Source organism: Devosia aquimaris, from assembly GCF_020169335.1.
Taxonomy (GTDB): Bacteria; Pseudomonadota; Alphaproteobacteria; order Rhizobiales; family Devosiaceae; genus Devosia; species Devosia aquimaris.
Map to the genome: position 1 here is coordinate 1,813,622 of NZ_JAIEZN010000001.1, position 13,394 is coordinate 1,827,015.

At 65.2% G+C, this 13,394-nt stretch carries 11 protein-coding genes; 2 read left to right on the forward strand and 9 right to left on the reverse strand.

Annotated features, from left to right (window positions below; translation table 11 throughout):
* Nucleotides 1-200 precede the first annotated feature (200 nt).
* On the forward strand, nt 201-5,522 hold the full coding sequence (locus tag K1177_RS08765; protein ID WP_224702905.1) for an apolipoprotein A-IV repeat region-like domain-containing protein: 5,322 nt from the start codon (nt 201-203) through the stop codon (nt 5,520-5,522).
* A gap of 100 nt (nt 5,523-5,622) precedes the next feature.
* On the opposite strand, the gene K1177_RS08770 is transcribed toward K1177_RS08765, so the two are convergent.
* From K1177_RS08770 to K1177_RS08785, 4 genes are all read right to left on the reverse strand, one after another.
* Nucleotides 5,623-6,300 carry a hypothetical protein gene (locus K1177_RS08770; protein WP_224702907.1) on the reverse strand — a complete coding sequence of 226 codons (678 nt, stop codon included), beginning with the start codon at nt 6,298-6,300 and terminating at the stop codon, nt 5,623-5,625.
* 99 nt (nt 6,301-6,399) lie between these two features.
* The gene (locus K1177_RS08775; RefSeq protein ID WP_224702908.1) at nt 6,400-6,906 is read right to left on the reverse strand and encodes a GNAT family N-acetyltransferase; all 507 of its coding nucleotides are present in this window, start codon (nt 6,904-6,906) and stop codon (nt 6,400-6,402) included.
* A complete protein-coding gene (locus tag K1177_RS08780; protein ID WP_224702910.1) occupies nt 6,878-7,357 on the reverse strand; it encodes an SRPBCC family protein in 480 nt (159 codons plus the stop codon). Before K1177_RS08780 ends, K1177_RS08775 begins: the two co-directional genes overlap by 29 nt.
* Nucleotides 7,341-7,697 (reverse strand): ArsR/SmtB family transcription factor, encoded by a 357-nt coding sequence (locus K1177_RS08785; RefSeq protein WP_224702911.1) that lies wholly within the window; start codon nt 7,695-7,697, stop codon nt 7,341-7,343. Before K1177_RS08785 ends, K1177_RS08780 begins: the two co-directional genes overlap by 17 nt.
* 108 nt (nt 7,698-7,805) lie before the next feature.
* On the opposite strand from K1177_RS08785, the gene K1177_RS08790 reads away from it, so the two are divergent.
* Nucleotides 7,806-8,453, forward strand: coding sequence for a dihydrofolate reductase family protein (locus K1177_RS08790; RefSeq protein ID WP_224702912.1), 648 nt, complete (start codon nt 7,806-7,808; stop codon nt 8,451-8,453).
* Here the strand turns inward: K1177_RS08790 and K1177_RS08795 are convergent.
* The 5 genes from K1177_RS08795 to K1177_RS08815 all read right to left on the reverse strand — a co-directional run bounded on the left by K1177_RS08795 (nt 8,450) and on the right by K1177_RS08815 (nt 13,383).
* Nucleotides 8,450-8,866, reverse strand: coding sequence for a hypothetical protein (locus tag K1177_RS08795; RefSeq protein WP_224702913.1), 417 nt, complete (start codon nt 8,864-8,866; stop codon nt 8,450-8,452). The two genes, K1177_RS08790 and K1177_RS08795, sit on opposite strands and share 4 nt — an antisense overlap.
* Entirely contained in the window at nt 8,863-10,071 is a 1,209-nt protein-coding gene (locus K1177_RS08800) for an MFS transporter (RefSeq protein WP_224702914.1), read from the reverse strand. Before K1177_RS08800 ends, K1177_RS08795 begins: the two co-directional genes overlap by 4 nt.
* Before the next feature lie 93 nt (nt 10,072-10,164).
* A complete protein-coding gene (locus K1177_RS08805) occupies nt 10,165-11,343 on the reverse strand; it encodes an MFS transporter (protein ID WP_224702915.1) in 1,179 nt (392 codons plus the stop codon).
* 87 nt (nt 11,344-11,430) lie between these two features.
* A complete protein-coding gene (locus K1177_RS08810; RefSeq protein WP_224702917.1) occupies nt 11,431-12,498 on the reverse strand; it encodes a glycosyltransferase family 4 protein in 1,068 nt (355 codons plus the stop codon).
* A gap of 87 nt (nt 12,499-12,585) precedes the next feature.
* On the reverse strand, nt 12,586-13,383 hold the full coding sequence (locus K1177_RS08815) for a UDP-2,3-diacylglucosamine diphosphatase (protein WP_224702918.1): 798 nt from the start codon (nt 13,381-13,383) through the stop codon (nt 12,586-12,588).
* Between the last annotated feature and the right edge of the window lie 11 nt (nt 13,384-13,394).

The window sequence follows — 13,394 nt, forward strand, 5'->3', positions numbered from 1 at the left end:
AGAAAACGTTCGGTTTGGTTCAAATTGAATGTATTAATGCGGTTTGAACCAGCGAGCGGCGGCGACGGTGGGGGGATGATGCGGCACATTTGTATCGAATTGTCTCCAATTGGCCATGGGCCCGGAAACGGGTGCAATGGCACAACAACTCCTGAAATCCGCCTTGTCGCTGCCGAGCCGACGCGAGAGTTGTAAAGAGTATGGCGAAGAACACGACCCCCACCAACGATCCTGCAGCTCTGGCCTTTTCGGCCGTCGAAGACGCCCTCAAGGACTCCGTGTTCAGCCTGGATAGTGCCCCGGCACAGCCCGCCGAGCGCAAGCCTGCCGATCCCGGCCGCAGCGAACGCCTGCGCGCAGCGGACAAGATCGCCCAGCAGGCCAGCGCCGTGGCCAATGACGATCGCTTCCCCACCTCCAAATTGCTCTACGGCCTGCAGACCCGCTCGTCGTCTGCCCCCACCTGGACGGCACTGCTGCTGTCGGTGATCTGGCTCGCCGTATCGGGCGTGGGCGCCTGGCTGCGCTATGGCCCGCAGTTCGCCAATTTCGGCAGCTTCATGGGCACGCTCGACTTCATTGGCGTCATCGCCATCATGTTCCTGCCGGTCCTGGGCTTTTTTGCCGTGGCGACGCTGTTCCGCCGCGCCCAGGATTTGCGCAACGCCGCCTCCTCCATCACCCAGGCTGCCATCCGCCTCGCCGAGCCCGAAGTCACCGCCGCTGACAAGGTCGCCTCGGTGGGCCAGGCCGTGCGCCGCGAGGTCAATGCCCTGGGCGATGGCCTGGAACGGGCCCTCAGCCGCGCCGGCGAGCTCGAAGTGATGATCCACAACGAGGTGACGGCGCTCGAGCGCACCTATTCGGACAATGAATCGCGCATGCGCGCCCTGATCGCCGAACTGGCCAGCCAGCGCGAAAGCGTGCTGACCAATACCGATCGGGTGCGCGAAGCCATCACCGAGAGCCACACGGGCCTGGTGTTCGACCTCGACATGATCAGCCAGCGCATCGCCGGCACGATCGTTGAAAGCGGCGGCAACCTGACCCAGGCGCTGGAAACGGCCGGCAACACGCTGACCAATGCCTTTGGCGAGCGGACCGAGAACTTTGTCTCCCTGTTCGACAACCGCACCACCGACTTCGTGACCGCCCTGGACGACAGCGCCAACCGCCTGTCGCTGACCTTCGAGGACCAGACCGCCAATATGGCCCGCACGCTTGATGAGCGCGCCGAAGCCCTCAACAGCGGCGTCGACACGCGCATCAATGCGCTCGCCGAGGCGCTCGACGGCCGCGCTGCCCAGATTGGCGACGCCATCGACCAGCGCGCCCGTGCCATCGAGGAGCGCACCGCCAATTTCGCCGTGTCCTTCGAAGACCGCACCAACCAGATCGCCGGCCTGATCGAGACCGGCACAGACCGCTTCACCACGACCTTTGACGAGCGCACCGCTTCGCTGTCCAACCTGCTGACCTCGGGCGGCGACGCCCTGCTCGACCAGCTGCGCGACCGTGGCCACGAAGTCACCGGCGGCCTCGACATCATCGGCCAGCGCATTGCCGAGGACATCAGCAGCCGCTCGCGCGAGGCCGAGATCATGCTGAGCGCCCTCACCCGCCAGCTCGATGAATCGGTGGCCATCCAGCTCAACGCCATGGACAGCCGTTTGCAGTCGGCCGTCATCGAAATCAATGGCGCGCTGGACGACACCTCCGAACGCGCCCGCCTGACCCTGGCCAGCGCCGGCCAGGACTCGCTGACCCAGTTCGACACCCGTCTCACCGAAATCGCCAGCATCCTCGACGAGCGGCTGCATGCGCTGGACGGCGTGGTCGGCGACAAGGGCGACAGCCTGATCGCGCGCCTCGAAGCCCAGGGCACCAATTTTGCTGCCCGGGCCAATGTGCTCGAAATGGCGCTGAACGAAGAATCCGGTCGCTTCAACGACATCGTCGGCGAACGCACCCGCGAGCTCAGCGAAGTGCTTGGTGCTCGCACCAAGGCCATCACCGAGGGCCTGGAACACCGCAGCCGCGAGATCAGCGAAACGCTTGAAGGCCATGCCGGCGTCATTGCCGACGCCCTCGACAGCCGCACGCGCGTGCTGGACGAAAAGCTGAGCGGCCATGCCCAGGCGCTCGACCAGACCTTTGACACCCGGGTCAAAGCCATTGACGAGGTGCTCGTCACCCGCAGCACGGCGCTGGACGAAACGATCCACGGCCGTGCTAGCGAGCTGGACGAAGCCCTGGCCAATCGCGGCCGCGACATGAACGAGGCCATCCGCCTGCGCAGCCAGGAACTGGGCGAGACGCTGACCCAGTCGACCAGCGCCTTCGATCAGGCCATTGCCGGCCGCACCCAGCGCCTGGCCGACACGCTGTCCGAAAAGACCGCCGCGCTGACGCTGGAAATCGACGCCCGCACGGGCACGCTGGCCAGCCAGCTCGACGAGCGCACCGAAACCCTGGTGCAGCAGATCGGCGACAGCAGCTCCGCCCTCACCACCGAGCTCGATGCCAAGGGCCAGGCGCTGCGCGCAGCCCTCGACACCGGCACGCAGCAACTGGCGCAGACTGTGGGCACGCGGACCCAGCAGCTGTCCGAGGCACTGGGCAACCGCACCCAGGCCCTCAGCGACACGCTGGCCAACCACACCCATTCGATCAGCGAAACCATCGGCCTGCGCACCACCGAGCTGACCGAGGCCATCGTGCAGCATGGCGACGAGGCCCGCGACAAGATCGACACCTCGCTGCGCAATGTCTCGGACACCATGAACGAGCGTGTCGCCTCGATGTCCGACATGATCGCCAGCAAGGTCGCCGAGGTGAACACCAATCTGGGCGAAGGCCTGGACAGCGCCATCAAGCGCATCACCGACGCCGAGAGCGGCGTGAGCGCCCGCATCGACTCGGCCAGCACCACCGTGAGCGAAAGCGCACGCAAGGCGGCCGAACTGATCGAGACCGGGGTGAACTCGGCCCGCAAGGCGATCACCGAAATGGTCGACCAGCGCCTGGGCACCCTGCCCGAGGCCATCACCGCCCGCGCCGACATCACGGCCGACCGCCTGGCAGCCCTCAATGCCTCGATCAACACCTCCATCACACAGTCCATGACGGATCTGGAGGCTGGCGCCGACCGCATTGAGGAAACCATCGCCACGCGCATCACCGCGGCGACCCAGCACATCGCCAGCGATGTCAGCGAGACCGCAAACCGCATGGATTCGACCGTGCGCACCGCGCTCGAGCAGATTCGCGTGGCCGCTGCCGACATCGACCAGCTGCTCTCCATCAAGGCTGTGGGCGCTGTCGACCAGATCGAAACCCGCCTGTCGAGCATGAACACCTCGCTCGAACAGCGCACCAGCGAGTTCGCGGCCCTGGTCAACGAGCGCTCGGCGCAGCTGCAGACCTCACTCAGCAACCACGGCAATATCCTGCGCGATGCGCTGGGCGAAAATGCCAAGGAAGCCGAGGCCATCATGGCCGTGTCGACGTCGCGCATTCTCAACGACGTCACCGCGGCGCTGGGCAAGCTCAACGACTCCAACCTGCTGCTGCAGCGCGTTCTGGACGCCTCGACCGCCAATCTGGCGAACCTGGAAACCAGCGTCGCCCAGCAGACGGCCACCTATTCCAACACCATTCGCGAGGCCATCGGCCACACCGAGGAAGCCGGCACCATGGTCACGCGCCATGTCGGCGCGCTGCAGGAAACCATCCGGACCATGGTCGCGGAGTTCTCCTCGGTGCTGGGCAAGCTCGACGCAGAGGCCGCTCATATGGCTCAGGCCTCCACGGCCCTGACGCTGAGCAGCGACAATGCGCTTGAAACCCTGGAAGATCGCCGCGGCGCCATGGATGCGCTGGCACAGAGCTTTGCCTCTCGTGCCGACGATATCGACGGTCGCATGCGCATGTTCGCCCAGTCGATTGCCGACACGGTCAACGATACCGAACGCCGCCTGATCGGTGCTCGCCGCGCCATGGACGAGGCCCTGACGGCCACCACCGGCACGGTGGTGCAGACGCTCGAGCAGACCACCGGCACGATCTCGGAAGCCATCGAGAAGTCGACCACCAGCGTCAACGATGCGCTCTACCGCAACAACGAGCGCTTCACTGCGAGCCTCTCCAGCAGCACGGCCCAGATGGACAATATCGTCCAGCGCGCGGCAGAAGCTGCCGCCGCCGCGCTCAACCAGACCAGCAATGCCGTGCGCACTGCCCTCAACGAGCAGTCGAGCCAGGTCAACAGCGCGCTCGAGGACAATGCCAACCGCGTCAGCGATGTGCTCGCTTCGACCGCCGGCAGCGTCACCGACGTGCTCAACACCACCACCAGCACGCTGGCTGACACCATCACCGACAGCACGGCATCGGTGCGCAATGCCATTGCCAACAACACCGGCCAGTTCCGCCAGACGCTGGACGAGACGGCAAGCCATGTCACCGAAAGCCTGGGCGAGTTCCGCGGGGCCGCCGACGCCGAGGGCCGCCGCGCCAATGCTGCGCTGCAGCAGGCGCAGCAGCAGATGATGGCCGAGATGCGCCGCGCCATGGAAGAAGCCACCCAGCGCTTCAACGACACGGCCCAGGCCATGCGCGAAACCGCCCGCGAGGTCGGCAGCGAACTGGAAGCCACGCGCGCCGAACTGGCCCGCGGCGTCAACGAACTGCCCGAGGAAACCCGTGCCAGCGCTGCCGCCATGCGTCGCGTTGTCGCCGAGCAGATCGAAGCGCTCAGCGAGCTCAACGCCATCGTGCGCAACCAGCCCGCGACGCTCGATCTCAATGATCGCCGCCCGGCCCGCCCTGCCCCGCGCCTGGAAGCGCGCCAGGAAAGCCGCCCGGAACCGCGCAACGAGCCGCCGGCCTATCAGCCGCCGCGTCAGCCCGAACCCGCTCGAGACACCTACCGTCCCGAGCCGGCGCGCCAGACCCTTGTGGACCCGATCCGCACGGTGGAACGCGCGCCCGAACCGGTCCGGACCATCGAGCAGCCCCGCCGCCAGGCCGAGCCCACTCGTCCGGTGGAACAGGCCCGCCAGCCTGAGCCGGCGCGCCAGCCCGAGCCCGAAGCCGAAATGGCTGCCCAGGGTGAAGGCGCCGGCTGGCTGCGTGACGTGCTGCGCAATGCCACGGCCAAGCAGCAGAGCGCCCAGCAGGTGCAGCAGGGTCTCTCGGGCCTCACCGAAGAGATCGCCCACTCGATCGACGACGCTGCCATGTCTGACGCCTGGGCGCGCTACCAGTCCGGGGAATCCAACGTGTTCTCGCGCCGCATCTACACCCTGGCCGGCCAGGGCACCTATGACGACGTGCGCAAGAAGCTGCAGCGCGACACCGAGTTCGCCCGTACCGCCAATGCCTATATGAGCGAGTTCGAGCAGCTGCTGAAGCGCGCTGCCGCCGGCCCCCGCCCTGCGGCGGAAACCCGCGAGCATCTGCTGAGCGACCGCGGCAAGGTCTATACCATGCTGGCCCATGCCAGCGGTCGGTTGAGCTAAGGCGGCATATCCAACAAGAAGAAGGCCCCGGGAAACCGGGGCCTTTTTTGTTTCGGCATTATGCTGTCACCGACCCGATCAAGGCACGACAGCGGTGCCGCTAGCAGAAGTTCTGGAAGCCGACGAACCAGGTGCCGTCCTGCTGGAAATGCTTGGAGGCCCAGCCCGAGGGAATGCCCGTACCGTCCGGGATCAGGCATTTGACGCCTTCCCTGGTTTCCTTGCAGCCCTCGACGATGAAGCACTGGCCGTCGGCAATGGTGCCAAGGCTCTGGCTCTGCGCCGTCGGCTCCTTGCGGATGGCCAGGGGATGCAGCGCCTTGACGGTCACCGGAAAAGCCGTGGGAACGGCAATCTCGCCGGGATCGGCGCAATAGCCATGGTCTGGATTGTGGATGCAGCCGCCGCCTGACTGCCCCGATGCCAGGGTCTGGCCGCTGGTGGGTGTCAGGGTGACAACGGCGCCATCGGCCATCTGCCCCTTGAGCACGCTACCGCTGACACTGAGCGTGCCGATCACTTCGCCGCTCAGCCCCAGGAGCGAGACACCATTGGCCTCGGCGCGCCAGCCGTTGAGAAAACCAAGCTGCCCCATGCACATCCGGCTCGATGCGCCCAGGCCAAAAAGCCCGTTGCCACCACTGAGCTCGACATCACAATCCCCGGCCATGCCGCCGCTGCTGACCCGCCACGACCCGGCAAAAGTCGCGGCATTCTGCGCGACGACAGCACTGCTCATTGCCAGGGCAACGACCACACCCAAACCCGCTCCACGCATGGATTCCTCCTCATCTCCCGAGGATTCTGTGTCAGCACGGCTTGATTCGGAAAAGCCACCGCATGCGGAGTTGATCGGAACGCGCCTAGGCCGGTCCAGTCATCCGCCCAGACCGAGGCGTGAGCGCACGGTGGCGCCCTCCCCAATCAACGCGACGGCCAGTTCGTTGGACTTCTCGACAACAAAACCCAGACGTCGATGCAGGCGCAGCGAGGCCTGATTGGTATGCAGGACATGGCTTTTGATGGCGCCAATGGCGTGCTGCTCGATCAGCTCGGCAAGACCCAGCGACAACCGCTCTATTGTGGGCGCGGTGCGGTATTGCGGATGAACGAGCAGTCCACCGACAAACCAGCTACCGTCTTCAAGCGGCCAAAGATAGCCATAGGCCACCAGGACCCAATCCCGCCGGACGACCACCCATTGCGACTGGGCCAGCGCCTGCTCCAGCCGCTGGCGATGCTGACCGACATCCAGCGCCTCTCCATCGGCCGCGCGCAGGCACAACAGATCAAGTGCCAGCACCTCGGGGAGATCGGGCGCGGCGGTGCTGACGACGAATACGGCGTCCCTGCCCTCAACCATCCAGAAAGGCAGCCAGTCCATCCAGCGTCTGCAGGCCATATTCCACGGCACCAAAGCCGATGACGACCTGGCGACGTTCGCGGCTGGGGTGGAGTTGGCGCATGGTCAGCACGGTCTTGCCGTCGGACTGCTCATCGAAGGTGACGGTGACGCGGAAGCGATCCGGGTCCTCGGGCGCACCCGAGCCATAGTCGATGACAATGCGCTCATTGGGTACGATCTCGAGGAAGCGCATCAGATTGGGAAAACGCTGCTCGCGTCCCTCAAAGAAGCCCACCATATCGAAGCGCCAGAAGCCGCCCTCGCGAATATCGGCCTCGTGGCTCTCGATGCTGAGACCATCTGGCCCATACCATTGCGCCAGGGCCTTGGGGTCCATCCAGGCAGCAAAGACCTTCTCGCGCCGGTGGTGCAGCAGCTTGACCAGCACGATTTCGCGGTCAAGCGACCAGGTATCAAACAGGCTTGCCATGGTCCGGGTCACTTTCGGGGATTGAATCGAGATAGTCTTCGAGCCGGTCAATGCGCTGGGACCAGCGGCGGCGCTCCGCCTGCATCCAATCGGCGGCTTCATCGAAGCGCGATGATTGCAGCCGGCACCAGCGGCTGCGCCCGCGCTTTTCTGTGGCGATCAGCCCACAGTCTTCGAGCACCTTGAGATGCTGGAAAAAGGACGGCAGGGCCATGTCGAAGGGCTCGGCCAGGGCCGAGACCGACAGCTCGCCATCGACAAGGCGGGACACCACCGCCCGCCGCGTCGGATCGCTGAGGGCGTGAAAGGCCAGATCGAGTGGATTGTCATGGTAGGGCATGACTTTCTGCTAGCCCGTCGCGCCCGTCAGGTCAACAACATTTAGGTACTTGCCTTTGTGTTTGATCAAAAATACAAAGGCAATCACCTTAGCATTTGGAGTCCTGCCATGGCTGTTCGTGTCGACCTGATGATCTCCCTGGATGGCTTTGCCACCACCACTGACCAGACGCCGGAAAAGCCCTTCGGCGAGGACTGGGGGCGGCTCACGGCCGCCTATGTGGCCACACGGACCTTTCGCCAGCGCGTGTTTCACGACCAGACGGGCGCCGGCACCACGGGCATGGACGAGGCCTATGCACAGGCCTATTTCGAGAACATCGGTGCCGAGATCATGGGCGCTGGCATGTTCGGCCTGCACAATTTTCCGGATGATCCGAACTGGGCCGGCTGGTGGGGCGACGAGCCGCCCTTTCATTGCCCGGTCTTTGTGATGACGCACACGCCGCGGGCCGACCTGTCGATGGCTGGCGGCACGACCTTCCATTTCCGCAACACCACGCCCGAAGCCGCGCTGGCCGAAGCCCGGGCAGCAGCGGGCGACAAAGACGTGCGCATCGGCGGCGGCCCGACGCTGGTGCGGGAATACCTCAAGGCAGGACTGGTCGACCGACTGCACGTGGCCATCACCCCCATCCTGCTCGGTCAGGGCATTCGCCTGTGGGACGAACTGCGGGGTCTCGAAGCCGGCTACAGCGTGAGAAGCGAAACCGCCGAGAGCGGGACAATCCATCTCACCTTCGCGCGGCAGCTCTAGACCGCCGGCTTGGCGCGCACCCGCTTGGCACCCAGCAGGCAGGCATAGCGCTGCTGGGCCAGGAACCGCTCGAGCGGCCAGACCTGCGGCACGCCAGCGCTCTGGCATAGATGCAGCGCCGCGCCATCGCCTGCATAGACAGCGATGTGGGCGCCATAGGGTTCCGGCGTATCGGCAAACAGCAGCAGTTCCAGCGGCTCCAGCATCGTCACCAGCTCGGTATGGACGCAATCCGCCCAGAGCTCGCTCAAACGGAACGGCGGCAGCGCCCGACCGAAATGGGCCAGCACGGCATAGGCATAGCGCTGGCAGTTGGCACCTTGGCCGAGGTCGTGGTCGCCATCGGGAATGGCAGAACCGTTGTAGAGCATGGCCCGGAAATGCGCCGGCAGGCGCCCCAGCAGGTCGCTCATGGCTGCGCTGGCGTAGCGCCCGCCTCCTTTGGCTGCATCATCTGCAGCGAGGCCCAGATGCACAGCCCGCCCAACAGCGCGGCAAGGGCGGCAAAGAAATAGGCATAGTTGCCGAACAGGCCGATCAGCCAGCCAAAGGCGATCAGCGCCACCACCGACATCACCTGCTGCGCCACGGTGAACAGGCTCTGCGTCTCGGCCGCAATGTCCTCGCTCGTCCAGTTGGCGATGAAATGCACGCAGCCCAGATAGCCAATGGCAAAGGTGATGCCATGGGTGAGCTGCAGCAAGACCAGCACCGGCACCGGCGGCGCAAAGGCCATGGCCACCCAGCGCAGCACCGACACCACGGCGGACAGCAGGATCATATAGCGCGCCGAGACCCGGCCGCCGAAGCGGCGCCAGATGAACATCATCGCCGCTTCCGACGCCGAGCCCAAAGCGATCAGGGGACCGATGATGTTCTCCGGAATGCCCTGGGCCTTCCACAGCAGCGCCCCGAAGCCATTGAGGAAAATATGGGTGCCGAACACCATGGCAAAGCCCACCAATGGCAGGAAGAACCACGGGCGGACGATGATCTCGAGCAGCTTGCCGGCCGCCGGTTGCACCGCGGCCACCGTCGGTTGGCCGGGCGGGGCCCGAAAAGCGGGCAGCTGCAGCGACACCGCGGCACGCAGCAGCGCCAGGCCGACGAACAGCGGCACAAAGATCACCGAGCCATACCAGACCACCAGGAACCCGGTGAGCGCGTTGAACAGCATGTAGCCCACCGTGCCCCAGGCCCGGATGGTGCCGAAATCGCTGCCATTGCGGCGCGTCATGCGCATGGTGGCGGCATCGAGCACCGGCCCGATGGCGCCGCCGGGCAGACTGCACAGCGTCCAGAACAGCAGGATGCCCCAGAACTCGTTGACGAAGAACAGCCCGATCGGGACGATGCCGGCGATCAGTGCACCGATGACAATCACCTGCCGCCAGTCGCTGGCCTTGTCGGCCAGCCGCCCCACGACCAGGTTGAGCATCAGGATCACCAGCACGGGGACGGCATTGATCAGCCCGATCTGCTCGGTGCTGATGCCCTTTTCGCTCAGCCAGATGGGCAGGAACACCACCGCGGCGCCCGGCCCCATGAAATAGGTGAAGTAAAAGGCCGTCGTGCGCGCTTCAGGCGTCAGGCGCGCAACTGGCCTTGGCAACGACATGGAACTACTCGGGGTTGGAGCCGCCCGGACGGGGCGGCGGTCAATCAGCAATGCGGCAATGCAGGCCTGACGTTATCGCTTTGCCATGGCGCGTCAACGGGCATCCTTGGGCGCACGAATGCGCAGCGACAGGATCACGCAGCCTGCCCCCACCACCGCCAGCACGGAAGACGCGAAATAGGACGCGGCCCCAAAGTGCACCACCAGCAGGCCAAACACGGTGAGCAGGCCGAACGAACACGCTTGAATAAGCATATTGGCAAAGCCCTGCGCCTCGGCGGCATTGGATTCATCGGTCCAGTTGGCCACGAAATGCACCACGCCGAAATAGCCCATGCCGAAGGTGAAGGCATGCAGCAGCTGGGTGAAGAACAACACCGCCACCGGCGGATTGAAGGCCATGACGGTAAAGCGCACAAACGAGGCGATGCAGGCCGCCAGGATCATGTTGCGCGCCGTCACCCGCGAGCCGAAGCGGCGCCAGGCAAACATCACCACGGCCTCGCCCGTGGCGGCCACTGCCAGCAGCGGACCGATGAAATAGGCAGGCACACCATTGCGCTCCCACAACAGGGCGCCGAAGCCCCCGATCAGGGCATTGCTGGCGTTGACCAGGGCAAAGCCGACCAGCGGCAGCACGAACCACAGCTTGAGCGAATCCTTGAGCCTGGAGGGCACGGCATTGGCCAGCGTCATTTCGGTTTCCGGCGCGCGGAAACGCGGCAGGATCAGGCTCGCCCCGGCACGCAGCAGCGACATGGCGACGAACAGCGGCACAAAGGCCTGCGAGCCGAACACGCCCAGAAGGACGCCAATCCCCCCCGCCCCGGCCACATAACCCACCGTGGCCCAGACCCGGATCTGGCCGAAGTCCCCGCCGGTCCGTCGGGTCATGCGCACCGTCGCCGCATCAATCAGCGGCGGGATGGAGCCATTGCCGAAGGTGCAGAGCGTCCAGACCAGCAGAATGCCCCAGAACTCGCTGACAAAGATCAGCGTGAAGGGAACCACGGCGCCGTAGAGAGAGATGGCGACGATCACCGTCCGCCAGTCATTGGCCCGGTCAGCCAGCCGCCCCACCAGCATGTTGAGCAGCAGCAGCGCCAGCACCGGCACCGAATTGACGAGGCCAATCTGGTCGGCAGGAATGCCATGCTCGCTCAACCAGATGCCCAGAAAGACAGAAGCGACGGCGCCGGGCAGATAGACGGTGAACTGATAGAGCGATGCGCGCAGCTCGGGAGAAGCCAGGCGCAGGGAAACCGGTGGCATGAATGCTGAACTCCGGGCAAATCACTTGCCCGGAAGCCTTGGTGACTCCAGTTGCCATGCAACGCAAGGCATATGTGCAACGTTATTTCAGGCGCTGGCTGCCAGCCGGGGCCGCAGGGGCTCAAGCGCGGCTTGCAACTGCCTTGCGCTGGCGGCCCAGGTGAAGCGTTCCCCATGCCGCCGGGCATCCTCGCGGCGCAGGTTGAGGGCCCGGGGCACGGCCAGGTTGAGGTCCATGTCCAGGGCGCCGGCAGTGGCATCGCTGAGCACGTCGAGCGGCCCGGTCACCGGCAATGCGGCTACGGGCGTGCCTGAGGCCAATGCCTCGGTGATGACATTGCCGAAGGTGTCGGTGCGGCTGGGGAACACCAGCACGTCGGCGCTGCGATACAGCGCGCCCAGCTCGTCACCATGGCGATAGCCCAGGAACACCGCCTCGGGATAGAGCCGCTGCAGCCGCGCGCAGTCCGGTCCGTCGCCGACCACGATCTTGCTGCCCGGCACGCGCAGCGCCAGGAAAGCCTCGACATTCTTTTCGGCAGCGACACGGCCGACATAGAGCAAGTGCGGCCCGGGCAGATCGGCAAAACAGGTCTTTGGGCCGGGATGGAACCGCTCGCCGTCGACGCCACGTGACCACAGTTCCAGCCGGCCAAAGCCACGCGCCGTCAGGTCAGCCCGCAGCGACGGGGTCGGCACCAGCGTGCGTGCGGCCGCGCCATGAAACCAGCGCAAATAGCCATAACTCCACTCCTGCGGCACCGGCACCCGCATGGCGACATATTCGGGGAAGCGGGTGTGGAAGCTGCTGGTAAAGGCAAAGCCGCGATCCAGGCAATATTGCCGCGCCAATAGGCCCAGTGGCCCTTCGGTGGCGATATGGATGTGATCGGGGTCTGCCTGGGCAATCAGCCGCCCCACCGACCCCAGGGTCGCGAGGGAAATGCGCACCTCGGGATAGCTGGGCACCGGCAGGGTCCAGAACGGTTCAGGCGTGAGATAGTGGACATCCAGCCCGTTGCGGCTGAGCTCGCGCCCCACGCTCTCGAGCGTCCTAACCACACCGTTGATCTGTGGACGCCATGCATCGGTGACGATGAGTACGCGTCGGCGCGGCGCGACCGAAGCCGCTAGGGCAATATGGCTTGGGGACACCAGGGCACCACCATAGGTTCACATGCGCACCACTCTGGGCGCGTCGCACGTCGAACCCATGAAGGGCTGATGACCGTTCGTTGACGCCTAGCTGGCGGCGCGGCGCAGGCGGAACTTGCGCGGCTCACCCGCGGCCATCTCGGTCCACTGGATCAGCTCGAACACGCCCTCGGGCGTTTCCACGATGGCCGTGCAGCTTTCCACCCAGTCGCCGGTGTTGATGTAGTGGATGCCCAGCCGGTCGTGCATGGCGGCGAAGTGGATATGGCCGCAGATCACGCCGTCCACGCCGCTCTCCTTGGCCTCGTGCACCAGGGCTTCCTCGAAGCGACCGATGACCGAGACAGCATTCTTGACCTTCTGCTTGGCCCAGGCACTCAGCGACCAATATTGCAGGCCCAGCCGGCGGCGCACCCAGTTGATGGCGATATTGACGCGAAGCGCCGCATTGTAGGCCCAGTCGCCCACATGGGCGAGCCACTTGGCGTTCATCACCACCACGTCGAACTGGTCACCATGGATGACCAGATAGGTCTTGCCGGTGGCCGTAGTGTGCACGGTGCGGTCGACGAACTCGATCTCGCCGAAATAGGTGCCCAGATATTCGCGCAGGAACTCGTCGTGATTGCCCGGCAGATAGATGACGCGACTGCCGGCATTGGCCTTGTCCAGCAGCAGCTGGGCCAGCACGTTGTATTCAGCCGGCCAGTGCCAGGACTTGGCCAGACGCCAACCATCCAGGATGTCGCCCACCAGATAGATCGTCTCGGCATCGTGCGCCCGAAGGAACTCGATTAGCTGTCCGACGCGAATGGGCTTCATGCCCAGATGCACGTCTGAAATGAACATGGCCCGAACTTGCCGGACCTCGCGGTCATCCGCCATCAAGCAACGAC